General features: G+C 65.0%; 17 protein-coding genes. 9 read left to right on the forward strand and 8 right to left on the reverse strand.

Features of this window, described 5'->3' with window-relative positions:
• Positions 1–7: 7 nt before the first annotated feature.
• From AC5RUU_RS00555 to AC5RUU_RS00570, 4 genes are all read left to right on the forward strand, one after another.
• On the forward strand, positions 8–763 hold the full coding sequence (locus AC5RUU_RS00555; RefSeq protein ID WP_493973287.1) for an amino acid ABC transporter ATP-binding protein: 756 nt from the start codon (positions 8–10) through the stop codon (positions 761–763).
• 76 nt (positions 764–839) lie between these two features.
• A complete protein-coding gene (locus AC5RUU_RS00560; RefSeq protein WP_493973288.1) occupies positions 840–1727 on the forward strand; it encodes a glutamate ABC transporter substrate-binding protein in 888 nt (295 codons plus the stop codon).
• Between the two features lie 80 nt (positions 1728–1807).
• On the forward strand, positions 1808–2458 hold the full coding sequence (locus tag AC5RUU_RS00565; RefSeq protein WP_493973289.1) for an amino acid ABC transporter permease: 651 nt from the start codon (positions 1808–1810) through the stop codon (positions 2456–2458).
• Entirely contained in the window at positions 2455–3294 is an 840-nt protein-coding gene (locus AC5RUU_RS00570; RefSeq protein ID WP_493973290.1) for an amino acid ABC transporter permease, read from the forward strand. Before AC5RUU_RS00565 ends, AC5RUU_RS00570 begins: the two co-directional genes overlap by 4 nt.
• A gap of 173 nt (positions 3295–3467) precedes the next feature.
• On the opposite strand, the gene AC5RUU_RS00575 is transcribed toward AC5RUU_RS00570, so the two are convergent.
• Positions 3468–4502 carry an AAA family ATPase gene (locus AC5RUU_RS00575; protein WP_493973291.1) on the reverse strand — a complete coding sequence of 345 codons (1035 nt, stop codon included), beginning with the start codon at positions 4500–4502 and terminating at the stop codon, positions 3468–3470.
• A 298-nt stretch (positions 4503–4800) separates the two neighbouring features.
• Complete coding sequence (gene dapE, locus AC5RUU_RS00580; RefSeq protein ID WP_493973292.1) at positions 4801–5976, reverse strand: succinyl-diaminopimelate desuccinylase; 1176 nt, start codon at positions 5974–5976, stop codon at positions 4801–4803.
• 51 nt (positions 5977–6027) lie between these two features.
• Here dapE and dapD point away from each other — a divergent pair, with 51 nt between their 5' ends.
• Positions 6028–7062, forward strand: a complete 1035-nt coding sequence (gene dapD, locus AC5RUU_RS00585; protein WP_493973293.1) for a 2,3,4,5-tetrahydropyridine-2,6-dicarboxylate N-succinyltransferase — start codon at positions 6028–6030, stop codon at positions 7060–7062.
• A gap of 7 nt (positions 7063–7069) precedes the next feature.
• Entirely contained in the window at positions 7070–7921 is an 852-nt protein-coding gene (locus AC5RUU_RS00590; protein ID WP_493973294.1) for a transglycosylase SLT domain-containing protein, read from the forward strand.
• A 21-nt stretch (positions 7922–7942) separates the two neighbouring features.
• On the opposite strand, the gene AC5RUU_RS00595 is transcribed toward AC5RUU_RS00590, so the two are convergent.
• A complete protein-coding gene (locus tag AC5RUU_RS00595; protein WP_493973295.1) occupies positions 7943–8554 on the reverse strand; it encodes a hypothetical protein in 612 nt (203 codons plus the stop codon).
• A gap of 98 nt (positions 8555–8652) precedes the next feature.
• A complete protein-coding gene (locus tag AC5RUU_RS00600; RefSeq protein WP_493973296.1) occupies positions 8653–9261 on the reverse strand; it encodes a TetR/AcrR family transcriptional regulator in 609 nt (202 codons plus the stop codon).
• A 105-nt stretch (positions 9262–9366) separates the two neighbouring features.
• Here AC5RUU_RS00600 and galE point away from each other — a divergent pair, with 105 nt between their 5' ends.
• A complete protein-coding gene (gene galE / locus AC5RUU_RS00605; protein ID WP_493973297.1) occupies positions 9367–10380 on the forward strand; it encodes a UDP-glucose 4-epimerase GalE in 1014 nt (337 codons plus the stop codon).
• A 124-nt stretch (positions 10381–10504) separates the two neighbouring features.
• Here galE and AC5RUU_RS00610 read toward each other — a convergent pair whose 3' ends face one another.
• The 3 genes from AC5RUU_RS00610 to fdxA all read right to left on the reverse strand — a co-directional run bounded on the left by AC5RUU_RS00610 (position 10505) and on the right by fdxA (position 13521).
• The gene (locus AC5RUU_RS00610; protein ID WP_493973298.1) at positions 10505–11791 is read right to left on the reverse strand and encodes a citrate synthase; all 1287 of its coding nucleotides are present in this window, start codon (positions 11789–11791) and stop codon (positions 10505–10507) included.
• Between the two features lie 249 nt (positions 11792–12040).
• Positions 12041–13180, reverse strand: coding sequence for a succinyldiaminopimelate transaminase (dapC, locus tag AC5RUU_RS00615; RefSeq protein WP_493973299.1), 1140 nt, complete (start codon positions 13178–13180; stop codon positions 12041–12043).
• A gap of 14 nt (positions 13181–13194) precedes the next feature.
• Positions 13195–13521, reverse strand: a complete 327-nt coding sequence (gene fdxA, locus AC5RUU_RS00620; RefSeq protein ID WP_009356972.1) for a ferredoxin — start codon at positions 13519–13521, stop codon at positions 13195–13197.
• A gap of 137 nt (positions 13522–13658) precedes the next feature.
• Between fdxA and AC5RUU_RS00625 the strand changes: the two genes are divergently transcribed.
• A complete protein-coding gene (locus AC5RUU_RS00625; protein WP_493973300.1) occupies positions 13659–13892 on the forward strand; it encodes a putative acetyltransferase in 234 nt (77 codons plus the stop codon).
• Positions 13893–14009: 117 nt separating this feature from the next.
• Here the strand turns inward: AC5RUU_RS00625 and typA are convergent, their stop codons facing one another.
• Entirely contained in the window at positions 14010–15938 is a 1929-nt protein-coding gene (gene typA, locus AC5RUU_RS00630; RefSeq protein ID WP_493973301.1) for a translational GTPase TypA, read from the reverse strand.
• Positions 15939–16216: 278 nt separating this feature from the next.
• On the opposite strand from typA, the gene AC5RUU_RS00635 reads away from it, so the two are divergent.
• Positions 16217–17074 (forward strand): SGNH/GDSL hydrolase family protein, encoded by an 858-nt coding sequence (locus AC5RUU_RS00635; RefSeq protein ID WP_493973302.1) that lies wholly within the window; start codon positions 16217–16219, stop codon positions 17072–17074.
• Positions 17075–17142 lie beyond the last annotated feature (68 nt).

The raw sequence follows: 17142 nt of genomic DNA on the forward strand, positions 1-17142 counted from the left end.
TCTTCCTATGACTACTCTTGTGCCCGGCGATACCCTCGTTTCCCTGCAGGCCGTCAATAAGCATTACGGCCAGTTGCACGTTTTGAAGGACATAAATCTGCAGGTCCGCAAGGGCGAGGTCGTTGTGGTCATCGGGCCTTCCGGGTCCGGTAAGTCCACTTTGTGCCGCGCCATCAACCGTCTTGAGACCATCGAGAGCGGGACCATCAGCATCGATGGAAAGGTGCTCCCGGAGGAAGGCAAGGAACTCGCGCAGCTCCGTGCCGACGTCGGAATGGTTTTCCAGTCGTTCAACCTTTTCGCGCACAAGACCATCCTGGAGAACGTCACCCTCGGCCCCATCAAGGTCAAGGGTGTCGCCAAGGCCACCGCGGACAAGGACGCCATGGCGCTCCTTGAACGCGTGGGGGTCGGGCACCAGGCGCCCAAGCTGCCGGCCCAGCTCTCCGGCGGCCAGCAGCAGCGCGTGGCCATCGCCCGTGCCCTGGCCATGAAGCCCAAGGTAATGCTCTTCGACGAGCCCACATCGGCACTGGACCCCGAGATGATCAACGAGGTCCTGGATGTGATGATCCAGCTCGCCAAGGAAGGCATGACGATGATCGTGGTCACCCACGAGATGGGCTTCGCCCGCAAAGCCGCGGACCGCGTTGTCTTCATGGCGGACGGCCAGATCGTCGAGGACGCCACCCCGGAGGAGTTCTTCACGAACCCGAAGAGCGACCGGGCCAAGGACTTCCTGTCCAAGCTCCTCACCCACTGAGACACCTCCAACTCGAACAACCACACTCAAGTTCGCACCCAGGCCGTGACCCACGGCCACCAATGAAAGGAATGTCATGAAGGCATTTATGACCCGGCGGAAGTCATTCTTCGTGGCGGCTACCGCTGCCATCGCCCTGTCCCTGAGCGCCTGTGGCGGCGGCGGCGCCGGAACCACCAGCGACCCCACCGTGGCCGAGAAGCCCACCTTCGCCGCCGGCACCACCATGGAAAAGCTCTCCACCGCCGGAAGCATCAAGATCGGCACCAAGTTCGACCAGCCGCTGTTCGGCCAGGTGGGCCTTGACGGCAAGCCGGTGGGCTTCGACGTCGAAATCGGCAAGCTGATCGCCGCCAAGCTGGGCATCCCCGCGGACAAGATCGAATGGTCCGAGACCGTATCCGCAAACCGCGAACCCTTCATCGAGCAGGGCAGGGTAGACCTGGTCATCGCCACCTACACCATCAACGACAAGCGCAAGCAGGTTGTCAGCTTCGCCGGCCCGTACTATGAGGCCGGCCAGGCACTGATGGTGAACAAGGACAACGACACCATCAAGACCCCCGAGGACGTCAGGGGCAAGAAGGTCTGCTCGGTCACCGGCTCCACCCCTGCTGCCACCATCGTTGACCAGTACGGCGCCGAGCTCGTCCCGGCTGCAACCTACTCCGCCTGCCTCGAGCCGCTGCGCAACAAGCAGGTTGAAGCGATCACCACCGACAACGTGATCCTGGCCGGATTCGTGGACAAGGAACCGGACGCCTTCAAGCTCGCGTCGGACGAGACCTTCACCAAGGAGCCGTACGGCATCGGCCTGAAGAAGGACGACACCGAGTTCCGCAACTGGATCAACGACCAGCTGGAAGCGTTCGAAGAGGACGGGTCCTACAAGAAGGCCTGGGAAGCAACCGCGGGTTCAGTCATCAAGACTGCCCCCGAGCTGCCCGAGATTGACCGCTACTAAGTCAGTCGCGAGTTGCCGGGGCCGCCTGACGGCCCCGGCAACGTCCGCTTCCCCGTCCACGCCCACAGCCGAAGGATCCAATGGACGTTATTCTTGAAAACCTCCCTCTGTACTGGGAGGGCTTTCTCCGCACACTTTTCCTATCCGCCGTTTCCGGGATCATCGCGCTGGTGCTCGGTACGCTGCTCGCAGCAGCCAGGGTCTCACCAGTGGCTGCGCTCCGCGGCTTCAGCACGGTTTACGTGGAGGTGCTCCGAAACACTCCACTGACCATCGCCTTCTTCTTCGCAGCGATCGTCCTTCCCCGGCTCGGAGTTACCTTCGAACAGTTCGAGATTGCCGCAATCATTGCGCTCAGTACATACACCGCAGCGTTCATCGCCGAAGCTGTCCGCTCCGGTGTCAACAGCGTCCCGGTGGGCCAGGCCGAGGCCGCCCGCAGTATTGGCATGAACTTCGGGCAGGTCCTGAACCTCATCATCCTCCCCCAGGCGCTAAGGACAGTGGTCCCGCCGCTCATCAACATCCTGATCGCCCTGGTGAAGAACTCCTCGGTGGCCGGCGCATTCTTCGTCCTCGAGCTGTTCGGCTACGGGCGGCAGCTGGCCAACGCCAACGGTGACGCGGTGATGGCCGTGTTGCTGGGCACTGCATTCTTCTATCTGCTACTCACCGTTCCGCTGGGCATCCTGGCCAGCACGGTGGAACGAAAGGTGGCGATTGCCCGATGAGTTCTGTCCTCTACGACGTTCCGGGTCCCAAAGCCCGGCGTATCTCCCTGATCGGCTCGGTAGCAGGTTCGCTGCTGATCCTTGGGCTGCTGGCGTGGATCATCATGACCCTTGCCCAACAGGGCATTTTCGAAGGCCGCCGCTGGCAGATTTTCACCCGCGCCGACGTCTGGACGCTCCTGGGCAATGGCCTGGGGGCAACCCTCAGCGCCGCCGCCCTGGCAGCCGTCATCGCTTTCCCCCTGGGACTGCTGCTGTGCCTGCTCCGCATCTCGGACGCGGCCGTTATCCGGGTCCCTATCCGGGTGGTGCTGGAGTTCCTCCGCGGCATGCCAGTCGTCCTGATGATGCTGTTCGTCCTCCTGGGCTTCGGCACCTCGCCGTTCATTGCTGTTGTCACCGGCCTGGTGCTCTACAACTCGGCGGTGTTTGCGGAGATCATCCGTGCGGGCATCCAGTCACTGCCCCGGGGGCAGCGGGAGGCCGGCCTCGCCATCGGTCTGACCAGTTTCAAGTCACGCATGCTCATAGAGCTTCCGCAGGCCATCCGCCGCATGATGCCGTCCCTGGTGGCGCAGATGGTGGTGCTCCTGAAGGACACCTCGCTTGGCTACATCGTGGCGTACGGCGAGCTGCTGCGCGCCGTACAGGTGATGGCGGACTTCCTGGGTACCCAGTTCCTGTTCCCCATCTTCTTCGTTGCCGCCGCGATTTACATCGCCATCAACATCCTGGTGTCCAGGCTTGCCGTCTGGATCGAGCGCCGGGGTTCGAAGAAGGCAGCCGGCGGAACGGTCAAGGCTGAACCCGCAGCCGTCGAGGCCGGAACGCCGTAAATCCTCAAAGATGCTGGGAGGGCCCGGACCCTCGGATGAACTGCTCCCCGAAAGTTGGACTGGAAATTCAGTGCTAACTCGCGGGGAGCAGTTTCATGTTTAGGGGCAGCTCGTTGTTTGAGGAGCAGCGCGAAGCCGCGGTGGCGCTGTTTGCGACCGGTTGGGGGTCCATGTCAGACCATCCAGCGCCACCAGCGTGGCCGCTCCGGTTCCGGCGTCGGTTCCGGCTCCGGCTCCTCGCCCAAGGCCAGCGCGGCCTCGACGATGTCGTCCGCGGTGAGCGTCATGACGGCTTCACGATCGAGGGCATCGAGACTTTGTTCCTCGTCGAGCGACAGCCGCAGCGCCTGGCGGTTGAGCGCCTGCTCGAACAGCGTACGGGCGAACCGTGCGTTGCCGGAGTCCTCGCCCGCGTGGAGCCCGGTGAGGATGCGGCGCAGCATCTGGTCCGCACCCGGCTCCAGCCTGTACTCGTGCTGGGCCAGCATCTGGTGGAAGATGGTCTGGAGTGCGTCGACGGAGTAGTCGGGGAACGTGATCTCGCGGGCGAACCGGGAGCGCAGTCCGGGGTTCGAGAGCAAGAAGGACTCCATCAGCCGCGGGTATCCGGCCACGATCACGACCAGGCGGTGGCGGTGGTCCTCCATCCGCTTGAGCAGGACCTCGATCGCCTCAGGGCCGAAGTCCATCCGGCCGTCCTCCGGGGCCAGCGCGTAGGCCTCGTCGATGAACAGGACGCCGTCCAGCGCACGCCGGATCACGCGGTCCGTCTTGATGGCGGTCGCGCCGACGTACTGCCCCACCAGGCCCGAACGGTCGACCTCCACCAGGTGGCCTTTCTGCAGCAGACCGACAGCGCGGTACATCTCGGCCAGGAGCCGCGCCACGGTGGTTTTGCCCGTGCCCGGGTTTCCGAGGAACACCAGATGCTGTGATGTGGCCACCTCAGGCAGGCCGTGCGCCTTACGGCGGGCCTGAACCTGGAGCAGCGCGACGAGGGCCCGCACCTGTTCCTTCACGGTCTCCAGTCCGACCAGCGCGTCGAGCTCGGCCTGCACCTCGGACAGCGGCCGGGCCGGCCCGGGCCTCGCACCGATGAGATCGCCGACCAGGTCGTCGACGCGCTCCGAACCGGGCAGCTTGAGTTGATCGGCCAGATGGCCGATGGTTTCGCGCAGGTCGTCGAGCGGATTGCGGCTGGCAGCCATGCATCCACTGTAGTACTCGATTGCCTTGTTCCCTCGCGGGCAAACACAACCCTGAAATCCAAGCGCTAAATTTTTCCGCCACTTCATGAGTTGGCGATACCGTCCTTCGCCACCGCCGCCGGTATTCCGTCAGCCGGGGTGCGACGATACAACTGCCATCCTTGATGGGATCGAGCGTCTTCACCGGATCTTTGAGGTCCAGCTCCCGCTTGCAGAGCTCCGCTCCAGGGCAAGGAGCTATGCAAGCTTTTCCTCTCCGACTTGGCCGTCGTACGTGAAAGCTTGGGTTGGGCCAGCGTCAGCCCGCCAGCCAGTCCTGCAAGGCGGCGAGGCATTTGCGGATCGCGTCGGCGTGGACGTGTTCGTTGTCCTTGTGCGCCAGCAGGGCGTCCCCTGGCCCGAAGTTTACCGCCGGGATGCCCAGCTCGCTGAAGCGCGCGACGTCGGTCCATCCGTATTTCGGTTTGGGCTCCGCTCCCACCGCGGCAACGAAAGAGGCGGCTGCCGGATGCTGCAGGCCGGGCCGGGCGCCTGCCGCGGCATCGGTTCGGATAACGTCGAAGCCCTCCAGCAGCCCCCGGACCACCGCCTCCGCCTGGTCAGGCGTCTTGTCCGGGGCAAACCGGTAGTTGATCTCCACCACGCAGCGGTCCGGGATGACGTTGCCGGCGGTACCTCCGTTGATCTTCACCGCGTTGAGGCTCTCGCGGTAGTCCAGGCCGTCCACGGTGATGGTCTTGGGCTCATAGGCGGCGAGCCGCGCCAGGATGGGCGCCGCGGCGTGAATGGCGTTGTTGCCCATCCAGGCCCGGGCCGAGTGTGCCGCTTCCCCCACGGTTGTTGCTTCAAAGCGGCTGGTACCGTTGCACCCGCCTTCTACGGTGCCGTCCGTGGGTTCCAGCAGGATGGCGAAGTCACCGTGCAGCAGCTCCCCATGATGCCGGACCAGGCGGCCCAGGCCGCTCTTCACCGCTTCCACTTCCTCGTGATCGTAGAAAACGAAGGTGACGTCCCGCCCGGGCTGCGTGCCGCCGTCGAACATTGTTGCCGCCAGCGCAAGCTGCACAGCCACGCCGCCCTTCATGTCCGTAGCGCCCCGGCCGTACAGGACCCCTTGTCCCGGAACCCCTGACTCCCATGTGGAAGGCACCGTTCCCTTCGCCCCTTCGGCCAGGGGAAGCGGGACGGTATCCAGGTGCCCGGCCAGGATGACCCGCTCGGGATGCCCCAGGTTGGTGCGGGCGATAATGGCATCACCGTCGCGGACAACGCTGAGCTGGGGGATCTGCAGGAGCGCAGCTTCGACGGCGTCCGCGATCTCTTTCTCGTTCCCCGAAACGCTGTCAATGTCCATGAGGGCCGCAGTGAGCAGAGCCACGTCCTGCCGGAGATCCAGCCGGGCCGGCGCTGTTTCCCCTCCTGGATCGTGGGTGGCGAGAGCGGAAGCGGGGTCCGGGGCTGTTTCGGCAGTCACGAAGCCAGTCTAGTTCGAACCCGGCGCCCGGCCCTCGATAGACTGGAGCACATGACTGAAACCGCTTCTTCCGCCGTGCCCGAAACCTTGAACGCCCCCACTGACGAACGCGCCGCCTACGGCTTCGGCCTGGCCACCATCGCCACCGGCAAGGAAACAGGTGAGGCAACGGTGCTGGACGCCTGGTTCCCCGCACCGGCCCTCGGCGTTGCCGCCGAAAACCTGCGTTCAGTGGAGAACGCTGATGAGGCCCTGACGCAGATCGCCGAAAACGGCACCGACGCGGACCGCGGCACGGAGCAGAAGGTGGTGTTCGTCCAGATCAATCTCGACGAGGCTCCTGCCGACACGGTCGACGCCTACCTCCGGCTCCACCTGCTCTCACACCGGCTGGTCCGGCCCAACACCATCAACCTGGACGGCATCTTCGGCAAGCTGCCCAACGTTGTCTGGACGAACTTCGGCCCCGCCGCTGTGGAGGGCTTCGAACTTACCCGCGCCCGGCTCCGCCGCCGCGGCCCCGTGACGGTCTACGGCATCGACAAATTCCCCCGGATGGTGGACTACGTGGTTCCCGCCGGTGTCCGGATCGCCGACGCCGACCGCGTCCGCCTCGGCGCGCACCTCGCCGCGGGCACCACGGTGATGCACGAGGGCTTCGTGAACTTCAACGCCGGAACCCTGGGCACTTCGATGGTGGAGGGCCGCATTTCTGCGGGCGTTGTCACCGGTGACGGCAGCGACGTGGGCGGCGGCGCATCCATCATGGGCACCCTCTCAGGTGGTGGCAAGGAAAAGATCACCATTGGCGAGCGTGTCCTGCTGGGCGCCAACTCCGGCGTGGGGATCAGCATCGGGGACGACTCCGTGGTGGAAGCCGGCCTGTACGTCACGGCCGGGACCCGCGTCCGGGTGCCGGGTCCGAAGGACGAGGTGGGCGAGGACACCACCAAGATCGTGAAGGCCGCGGAACTCTCGGGCGTCCCCAACCTGCTGTTCCGCCGTAACTCCACCACAGGTGCGGTGGAGGTCCTTCCCCGCAAGGGCCAAACGGTGGAACTGAACGACGCCCTGCACGCCAACTAACTTCGCAGTGGCACGCAGACGCGGCCTGCGCCGCCTGGCGGTACTCCTGCTCGCACTTGCCCTGGTGGCTGGCGGCATCTATTCCGCAGTGCTTTTCGTACAGCGTTCCGAGACCCTCGTCTCGGAACGCTGCACCGCCGTGGTCGGCGAACGGGCGGCTGAACTGGCCCCGGACCAGGCGGTATACGCCTCGCTGATCACCGCAGTCGCCGTCCAGCGGGGACTGCCTCCGCGCGCGGCGAGCATTGCCCTCGCTACGGCGATGCAGGAGTCCAAGCTGCGGAACATCGGGCACGGCGACCAGGCGGGACCGGATTCACGCGGGTTGTTCCAGCAGCGTCCGTCACAGGGCTGGGGCACCGAGGAGCAAGTCATGGACCCCTACTACGCGGTCAACGCCTTCTATGACGCACTGGTCCGGATTCCGGGCTATGAATCCATGGAAATCACCGACGCCGCGCAGCAGGTCCAGCGCTCCGCATACCCCACCGCCTACGCACAGCACGAGGACATGGGCAGGTTTTTCGCGTCGGGACTGTCCGGCCAGACCCCTGGGGCCGTGCACTGCACGCTCCGATCCACGGAGTCGGCGGGCGACGCCACCGCAGTATCGGCCGAACTGGACCGTGCCTACGGTTCCCTGGGCGCAGCCATCGAGGGGCAGACCCTGGTGGTGGAAGCCAGCGGCAGCCAGGCGTGGTCCGTGGCCCAATGGGCGGTGGCCAACGCAAAGGGCCTTGAGGTGACGCAGGTGGAAGTGGCGGGCCGCAGCTGGGACCGGGCGGAACGCGACGGCTGGAAAGAATCTGCCGCCCCGGACGGCCAGGTGCGGATCACGGTGGCGGCGCAGGACATCTGAGCCGCCGCCCGACTCCGGAACTCAGACGAGGATCTCCACCACCGGCTGCACGTAGCTGCGGAACAGCTCGGGCTGCCCCATCAGCTGGTGGCTCATGATGATCTTGTCCGGCTCCACGTACCAGGCCCGCTGTTCATTCAGTGGCAGTTCGATGATGGTCAGCTTGAAGTCACGTGAGTCCCGCCCTACTTCCATCAGGCGATCATCCACCATGTCCTCCAGCAGCTGGTGTGTGCCGCTCGCGACGCGCTCCGCCTCCAGCTCCGCGTACTCGCTGCGCCGCTCCCGGGCCCAGGTGAGGGCAGAGCCGAAGTGCGCCTGCAGCACCCGCTGGAGGGCAGGCGAATTGCCGAAGGCTGCAAAGTCCGGTGGTGAGAGCTCCGGCGAGGTCTGCGGATAGGCTTTGAGGAGTTGCTCCCACCAGGCTTCCCACTCCGTCTTGAGCGCTTGCAATCCGCCGACGTCGGCCGTCAGGTGGGTATGGTCGGCAGGACGGATCTTGGGGGCGGCATGGGAGAGTACCGGGTGGCCGGCGCCGTTCAGTCCCGCTGTGTCGCGGACGTACAGCGCGATCATCATGGGCCCGGACGTGTCCGTCGTGATCTGCCAACCCGTGCCAGTTGCCTGATGCATCCCAAGTCCTTCCTGCGGCACTCTCGCCGGATCCGGTGATCCGGTTCGGCGCCCCCGGCTATCAGTCTATTCCCGCTCCCTGCCCACGTTAACGCCCCTTACCGTTCCAGCCCGTCAAGGTGCCGCTCAAGGACGCCGCTGCACATCTGTGCTGTCATCCAGCCGGGTTGGAGCAGGGCGTGCATGCAGAGCCCGTCGAGGGTGGCGAGCAGGCGTTCCGCTTCCAGCACCAGGCTCTCCTCCGCTTCCCCGTCAGGCAGCAGGGCGGCCACCACCTGACCGATGATGGCGGCGACTTGGCGGTGGCTCCGGTCCGCCACGGGCGCAAGGAAGGGCCGGATCCTTGCCGCGTTCTTGAATGCCATCCAGGCACAGGCATCCAGTGCCCGCGGCTCGTCCAGGGGCAGGACCGCGCCAACCAGGGCCAGCACCGCTGCGCGCTGTTCCGGAGAGCCCTGGGCCGCTGCCGCAAGGCCGGGCATCCCGTTCTCCAGCCGATTGACGATGCGGTCCACCACCGTGGCAAAGGCGTATGCCAGCAGTTCGTCACTGCCGGAAAAGTAGTGCCGGACGGACCCGACGGCGAGTCCCGCCTCGTCCGCCACTTCCCGCAGCGATGCCCGTTCCAGCCCATCCGCCGCGATGATTCGAAGTACGGCTTCCACGACGTCCTGGCGGCGGGCTTGGGCATCAACAATCTTAGGCACCCATCTTATGTAGCACAATTGTGCTTAAACGTCCCAAGCGTACGCCTCCTGACCGGCATCCGGAACGCGGCGGAGCAGCACGGCCCGGTGGGATAGCGTTGAGGCATGAAAATTCTGGTTACAGGGGGCACCGGCTACATCGGTTCCCATACTGTTCTTTCCCTGCAGGAAGCCGGCCATGACGTGGTCGTCATCGACAACCTCGTCAACTCCAGCGAAGAGTCCCTGCGGCGGGTTGCCGAACTCACCGGCAAGACCGCCGAGTTCCACACTGTGGACCTGGTGGACGAAGCGGCCGTGGAGCGTGTGTTCGCCGGGACCGCCATCGACGCCGTCATTCACTTCGCCGGCCTGAAGGCTGTCGGGGAATCAGTGCAGGAGCCCCTGAAGTACTACTACAACAACCTGGTGGGCACCCTGAACCTGATCCGCGTGATGGAACGGCATGATGTCCGGTCCTTCGTGTTCAGTTCCTCGGCAACCGTCTACGGCGAGCACAACCCCATCCCCTACGTGGAAAAGATGGAGATCGGCGCCAACAACCCCTACGGCCGCACCAAGGAGCAAATCGAGGACATCCTGTCCGACCTCGGCGCTGCGGACCCGCGCTGGCATATAGCCCTGCTGCGCTATTTCAACCCCGTGGGCGCCCATCCCTCCGGCCGGATCGGCGAGGACCCGCAGGGCATCCCCAACAACCTTGTCCCGTTCATCGCGCAGGTGGCAGTCGGCAGGCGCGAAAAGCTGATGGTTTTCGGCGGCGACTACGACACGCCGGACGGCACCTGCCTGCGCGACTACATCCACGTGGTGGACCTCGCCGAGGGCCACGTGGCCGCCCTGAACCACGTCGCGGACCGCGCCGGAGTCTTCCGCTGGAACCTCGGCTCGGGCAAGGGCTCCTCGGTGCTGGAGGTGTTGCGCTCCTTCGAGAAAGCGGCGGGGAAGCCTATCCCCTACGAAATCACCGGGCGCCGCGCGGGCGACCTCCCGGCCTTTTGGGCCGACGCCACCTCCGCACTGGCTGACCTCAGCTGGTCGACCACCAAAACCGTGGACCAGATGTGCGAGGACCACTGGCGCTGGCAGAAGAACAACCCCCTGGGCTACGAGTCCTGATTTCCAGGTCCGGACATGCAGGCTCACCCACGCGTGAGCTTGGTGGAAGCTGGTCCGCATAAGCTCAAGCCGGGTACGAAACGGCCGCCCACCTCGGGAGGTGGGCGGCCGTCGTCGTCATATCTCAGCGGGCCGGGTAATCCCTGGCCGGTTCGCCGATGTAGAGCTGGCGCGGGCGCCCGATCTTGGTGTTGGGGTCGCTGATCATTTCACGCCACTGCGCAATCCAGCCTGGAAGGCGCCCGATGGCGAACAGCACGGTGAACATCTTCTCCGGGAAGCCCATGGCCTTGTAGATCAGGCCGGTGTAGAAGTCCACGTTCGGGTAGAGCTTGCGCTGGATGAAGTAGTCGTCGTTGAGCGCCTTCTCCTCCAGGCGCAGCGCGATGTCCAGCAGTTCGTCGTTGCCGCCGAGCTTGCTCAGGATCTCGTGCGCCGTGGCCTTGACGATCTTCGCGCGCGGATCGTAGTTCTTGTAGACGCGGTGCCCGAAGCCCATGAGGCGGACGCCGTCTTCCTTGTTCTTGACCTTCTCCATGTAGTCCTCGGGCTTGAGGCCCTCGGCCTGGATCTGCCGGAGCATCTTCAGCACGGCCTCGTTGGCACCGCCGTGGGCCGGGCCGAAGAGGGCATTAATGCCCGCCGAAACAGAGGCAAAGAGGTTGGCGTTGGAGGAACCGACCAGGCGCACGGTGGACGTGGAGCAGTTCTGCTCGTGGTCCGCGTGCAGGATGAGCAGCAGGTCCAGTGCCTTCACGATGACCGGGTCCAGTTCGTACTGCTCGGCGGGCAGGCCGAAGCTGAGGCGCAGGAAGTTCTCCACGAGGTTCATGGAGTTGTCCGGGTACAGCATGGGCTGGCCGATGGACTTCTTGTGCGCGTACGCCGCGATGACCGGAAGCTTGGCCATCAGGCGGATGGTAGAAACTTCCACCTGCTCTGCATTGAACGGATCCAGCGAGTCCTGGTAGAACGTGGACAGCGCGGACACGGCCGAGGACAGGACCGGCATCGGATGTGCATCACGGGGGAAGCCACCGAAGAAGCCTTTCAACTCTTCGTGGAGCAGCGTGTGGCGCCGGATCTTCTGGTCGAACTCTTCCAGCTCAGTGGGTGTTGGCAGGTTGCCGTAGATCAGCAGGTAGGAAACCTCAAGGAAGCTGGAGTGCTGCGCCAGCTGCTCGATAGGGTACCCGCGGTAGCGCAGGATGCCCGCATCGCCATCGATGTAGGTGATGGCGGACGTGGTTGCTGCGGTATTCATGAAGCCTGGGTCAAAGGTGACTGCGCCCGTCTGCTTCAGCAGCTTGGAAACATCGTAGCCTTCGTTTCCTTCGATAACCGGGATGCGCGGGAGCTTCAGCTCGCCACCTGCGTGCAGCAGGGTCGCAGCGTTGTTGGTCTCAGTCATGGAGTCCCCTTCATGAGGCTTCTGGGCCTCTGTCGAAAGCTTGATCCAATATCAGGTGAGCCGCGCACTGACCCTGAGGACACAGGTTCCAACACCCGGGCTGCCTTCTTGTAGAAAGCCACCATTGATCAGTTAAAAAGTACCGCCCCTTGGCGGGTGTCACTAATCCGCGACGGTTCGAAAGCGCCTAAAATGCCCGCAATGTGGTGCGAGTCACACGATTGTTACGGGGACGGGAAGCTGCTGCGATCAGCGGAGGCGGGCCGCCGCTGCATCGATCCGCTCGTCAGTTCCGGTAAGGGCAACCCGGACGTAACCGTTGCCAGCCTCGCCGTAGAAGACTCCGGGGCCCACCACAATGCCCCGTTCTGCCAGGCGGGACACCGTGTCCCACGTGTCCTCCCCCGCCGTGGACCACAGGTACAGCCCGGCGTCAGAATCCTTGATCTCCAGGCCAAAATCCAGCAGGGCCGGAACCAGCCGTTCGCGGCGCCCGCGGTACAGGTCCTTCTGGGCCTCGACGTGTTCGTCGTTGCCCAGCGCAACGCGCATGGCCTCCTGCACGGGGTACGGAACGATCATGCCCGCGTGTTTGCGGCTGTTGACCAGGTTGGGCATCAGGTCCGGATCACCGGCAACAAAGGCCGCACGGTAGCCTGCCACGTTGGACTGCTTGCTCAGCGAATAGACGGCGAGCAGGCCCTGATGCGAGCCGCCGGCGACGCGGGGATCCAGGATGCTGGGAACCGGCTGGCCGCCGCGCTGCACATCCCAGGTTCCCCAGCCCAGTTCCGCATAGCATTCATCCGACGCCACCACAGCCCCCAGTTCACGGGCCTGGACCACGAGTGCCTTCAGCGAGTCGGCGTCACGGACACTGCCGGTGGGATTCCCAGGGGAATTGACCCAGATAAGCCGAACACGCGAGCGGGTGGCGTCGTCGAGTTCGTCAAGGTTGTCGGTTGCAACAGAGGTGACCCCGGCCAGGGTTGCGCCGATATCGTACGTCGGGTACGCCACCTTGGGACGCACGACGACGTCCCCCGGCTTCAGGCCGAGCAGCAGCGGCAGCCACGCCACAAGTTCCTTGGAACCGACGCTGGGCATGATGTTGCGGGGGTCCAGGCCGGCCACTCCGCGGCGCCGCTCGAACCAGGCTGCGATGGCTTCGCGAAGCGCCGGAGTGCCATGCACGGTGGGGTACCCCGGAGCGTCGGCAGCAGCCTTCAGGGCGTCCTGGATGAGTGCCGGTGTGGGGTCCACCGGCGTCCCGATGGACAGGTTGACAACGCCGTCAGGGTGTTTCGAGGCCTTTGCGAGGTACGGCGCCATGGCCTCCCACGGGTAATCGGGCAGGTCAAGGCCGAACGGGTTCACTGCTGCAGTCACCTTTCCCGCAGGCGCTAGTGGTCTTGGTTCTGCGGCGGCAGGGCGGCGATCATCGGGTGGTCCTTGCCGGTGTTGCCGATCTTGGCGGCACCGCCGGGGGAACCGAGGTCGTCAAAGAACTCCACGTTGGCCTTGTAGTAGTCAGCCCACTCGTCCGGGGTGTCGTCCTCGTAGTAAATGGCCTCAACCGGGCACACGGGCTCGCAGGCGCCGCAGTCGACGCATTCGTCCGGATGTATGTACAGCGAACGCTCACCCTCATAGATGCAGTCGACGGGGCATTCTTCGATACATGCCTTGTCTTTGACATCTACACACGGCTGCGCGATTACGTACGTCACGTCCCTGGCCTCTCCACGTTGGTTCCGGCGACCCGCCGGTTCTTGCGTCCGGCAGCTGCGGCCGGACTCTTGACATCTGAGCCTATTATCTCCCAGCCCGTTCCCGCGAACCTAGCCGGGCCGCCTAGTATGAACTGGTGAGTCAGCCGCCTACCCCTGCAGGGTTCCTCGCCGCCGCCGAACCGGGGACGCGGGTTGTGGTGCGCTACCGGCTCGAAAACGGACTCACCGATGCCCTCGGCCACCTGGTCTCCTGCGACGCCGGTGCCTGCACCGTCCGCACCCGGCAGGCCGACGTCGTCATTCCCCTAGACCTGGTGGTGGCGGCCAAGCAGGTCCCCCCGGCGCCGGAGCGCAGGCGGCCCCGCTAAGGACGGCCGCCGCTGAGCAGGAACTGCCCCTGCGGGTCGACGCCGGCATTGGCGCAGTCTGGAACGCAGAATGCCACCGGCAAGGTGCCGGTGGCATTCTGTGGAACTGCGGGACTGCTAGGCCTTGGCGCGGGCGCGGTTGGCCTTGGCACGCTCGTTGGTGTCCAGGATGACCTTGCGGATGCGGATAGCCTCCGGAGTCACTTCCACGCACTCGTCCTCACGGGCGAATTCCAGCGACTCTTCGAGGGTCAGCTCGCGCGGCGGCGTCAGGTTCTCGAAGGTATCGGAAGAAGCGGCACGCATGTTGGTGAGCTTCTTTTCCTTCGTAATGTTGACGTCCATGTCGTCGGCGCGGGAGTTCTCGCCCACGATCATGCCCTCGTACACCTCAGAGGTGGGCTTGACGAAGAAGGAGCCGCGCTCCTGCAGGTTGATCATGGCAAACGGGGTCACCACACCGGCGCGGTCGGCAACCATGGAACCGTTGGTACGGTACTCGATGGGGCCGGCCCACGGCTCGTAGCCTTCCGAGATGGAGGCGGCAATACCGGCACCGCGGGTGTCGGTGAGGAACTTGGTACGGAAACCGATCAGGCCACGCGCCGGAACGATGAACTCCATGCGGCACCAGCCTGTGCCGTGGTTGGCCATGTTGGTCATGCGGCCCTTGCGTGCGGCCATCAGCTGGGTGACGGCGCCCAGGTATTCCTCGGGGACGTCGATGGTCATGTGTTCCATCGGCTCGTGGATCTTGCCGTCGATGGTCCTGGTAACCACCTGCGGCTTGCCGACGGTCAGTTCGAAACCTTCGCGGCGCATCTGCTCCACCAGGATGGCGAGGGCGAGCTCGCCACGGCCCTGGACTTCCCAGGCGTCGGGACGCTCGGTGGGGAGCACCTTGATGGAGACGTTACCGATCAGTTCCTTGTCCAGGCGGTCCTTCACCTGGCGGGCGGTGACCTTGGCGCCCTTGACCTTGCCGGCCAGCGGCGAGGTGTTGATACCGATGGTCATGGAGATCGCGGGATCGTCCACGGTGATCAGCGGCAGCGGCTGCGGGTTTTCGACATCGGTGAGGGTCTCACCAATGGTGATGTCCTCGATGCCGGCCACGGCCACAATCTCACCGGGTCCGGCGGACTCTGCCGGCACGCGCTCCAGGGCCTTGGTGGCAAGGAGTTCGGTGATCTTGACTGTCTTCAGCTCGCCGTTCTGGCGTGCCCAGGCTACCTGCTGGCCCTTACGAAGAGTGCCGTTGTAGATGCGGAGCAGGGCGAGGCGGCCCAGGAACGGCGAAGCGTCCAGGTTGGTGACGTGCGCCTGCAGGACACCTTCCGGGTTGTACTTGGGTGCCGGGATGTGCTCAATGATGGTCTTGAACAGCGGCTCCAGGTCCTCATTGTCAGGAGCGGAACCGTTGGCGGGCTGCTCCAGGGAGGCGCGGCCAACCTTGGCTGCGGCGTAGACAACGGGAACTTCAAGGACCTTGTCCAGGTCAAGGTCCGGGACGTCGTCGGCCAGGTCCGAGGCAAGGCCCAGGAGCAGGTCCATGGACTCGTGGACAACCTCGTCGATGCGGGCGTCCGGACGGTCCGTCTTGTTGACCAGCAGGATGACCGGCAGGTGCGCGGCAAGGGCCTTGCGCAGCACGAACCGGGTCTGCGGCAGCGGGCCCTCGGAGGAGTCCACCAGCAGCACCACGCCGTCCACCATGGACAGGCCGCGCTCCACCTCGCCACCGAAGTCAGCGTGGCCGGGTGTGTCGATCACGTTAATAGTGATGGTCTCGCCGTTCGAGGACGGACCGTTGTAGGCCACCGTGGTGTTCTTGGCCAGGATGGTGATGCCCTTTTCGCGCTCAAGGTCACCGGAGTCCATCACGCGGTCTTCGAGGTGGTTGTGCTCGGCAAAGGAGTTGGTCTGCTTGAGCATGGCGTCGACCAGGGTGGTCTTGCCGTGGTCAACGTGGGCCACGATCGCGACGTTGCGCAGGTCACTGCGCGATGCAGTGGCTACCGCTGTGTTGGTGGTGGTTTCAGACATGCGTAATGGCTCGATTCAGTGGAGTCAGCTGTTGTATCGCGCCATTTCCTACCGGAACGCACGACGGATTTGGCCCTTTGCACGGGGCACCTTGCTCCATTCTACCGGCAGTGGCATTTATTGGCCTAAATCTCGGGGCCGCGGGCCGGGGGCGGACGTAGCGCCGTCACGCCACACGGAAGAAAGGTGAGTAAAATCACTGGCTTATCGTGCCGGCATGCCACATGATTGCTCTGACATACCACGCACGACGCATTGAGCAGGGCCGGAGACACCACATGATGAGAGCCTTGGCCGGGGGCCGCCTGGGCACCTCCGGCGCGGCCGCCGTCGTTGTTCTGTCCGCCCTCCTCCCCCTGGCGGGCTGCGCGGTTCCTGCTTCCTCCCCCGGAGCCCCTGCGGCGCATGCCGCTGCCGCACCGGCCCGGGCCGCGGCGGCGGGAGTGCCGGCCGCGGGTGCCAAAGTTTGGAACCCCGGCAACGGCCGGCTCGAGGCGGTTGTCCCCGACATCACCAGGACAGTCCTGCTGATCGGGGACTCCCAGTCGGAGCCTGCCGACAGCTGGCCGCGCCAAGGCCTGGCCGCTGCGGGGTACAAGGTCTACTTCTGCGGGCGGGGCGGCACGGGGTTCGTGTCTGCCAACGGCAATACCGGCAACTACATCGATGCCCTCAAGGACGGTGACTGGCTGCTTCCATCGGGGACGCCCGCCCTGATCGTGATCCAGGGCGGAGGCAATGACGCCGCAAGCGGGGCAAATGACCGGCAGATCGCCGCCAACGCGGAAACGCTCATTGCGGAGCTGCAGGCCCGCTACCCCGGCACACGCATTGCCATGATCGGCACCCTTGCCCGCGGCGCGGGCAAGGGTGGAGGGCGCCGGACGGAAGTCGATACCCTGCTGGGTTCGGTGGCCGCGGCCCACAACCTGCCGTTTGTATCAGTGGGCGACTGGTTGAGCCGGTACGGCCTGGCGAAGGACCTGGCTGATGCGGTGCATATGAACCCTGCAGGGCGCAAAGCACTCGGAATCCTGCTGGAGCAGCGGCTGCGTGACCTTGGACTGGACCGGAAGCAAACCCCGGACGCGCCGCCGGTGCTGGCCGCCGGAGCTGCCGGCGGGAACCAGGACTGATTGCGGGTAGAACGCGGCTGAAAAAACGGCTGGAACCGGTGCCCGCAGGCACCGGCTCCAGCCGTTAT

Source organism: Arthrobacter sp. K4-10C, from assembly GCF_059090085.1.

What these genes read in the sequence shown, in the direction of transcription:
- AC5RUU_RS00555 (WP_493973287.1), top strand. Translation starts at nt 8, where the DNA reads ATGACTACTCTTGTGCCCGGCGATACCCTCGTTTCCCTGCAGGCCGTC.
- AC5RUU_RS00595 (WP_493973295.1), bottom strand. Translation starts at nt 8,554, where the DNA reads ATGCATCAGGCAACTGGCACGGGTTGGCAGATCACGACGGACACGTCC.
- AC5RUU_RS00575 (WP_493973291.1), bottom strand. Translation starts at nt 4,502, where the DNA reads ATGGCTGCCAGCCGCAATCCGCTCGACGACCTGCGCGAAACCATCGGC.
- AC5RUU_RS00610 (WP_493973298.1), bottom strand. Translation starts at nt 11,791, where the DNA reads ATGACTGAGACCAACAACGCTGCGACCCTGCTGCACGCAGGTGGCGAG.
- galE (WP_493973297.1), top strand. Translation starts at nt 9,367, where the DNA reads ATGAAAATTCTGGTTACAGGGGGCACCGGCTACATCGGTTCCCATACT.
- typA (WP_493973301.1), bottom strand. Translation starts at nt 15,938, where the DNA reads ATGTCTGAAACCACCACCAACACAGCGGTAGCCACTGCATCGCGCAGT.
- AC5RUU_RS00560 (WP_493973288.1), top strand. Translation starts at nt 840, where the DNA reads ATGAAGGCATTTATGACCCGGCGGAAGTCATTCTTCGTGGCGGCTACC.
- AC5RUU_RS00570 (WP_493973290.1), top strand. Translation starts at nt 2,455, where the DNA reads ATGAGTTCTGTCCTCTACGACGTTCCGGGTCCCAAAGCCCGGCGTATC.
- AC5RUU_RS00565 (WP_493973289.1), top strand. Translation starts at nt 1,808, where the DNA reads ATGGACGTTATTCTTGAAAACCTCCCTCTGTACTGGGAGGGCTTTCTC.
- AC5RUU_RS00635 (WP_493973302.1), top strand. Translation starts at nt 16,217, where the DNA reads ATGATGAGAGCCTTGGCCGGGGGCCGCCTGGGCACCTCCGGCGCGGCC.
- dapD (WP_493973293.1), top strand. Translation starts at nt 6,028, where the DNA reads ATGACTGAAACCGCTTCTTCCGCCGTGCCCGAAACCTTGAACGCCCCC.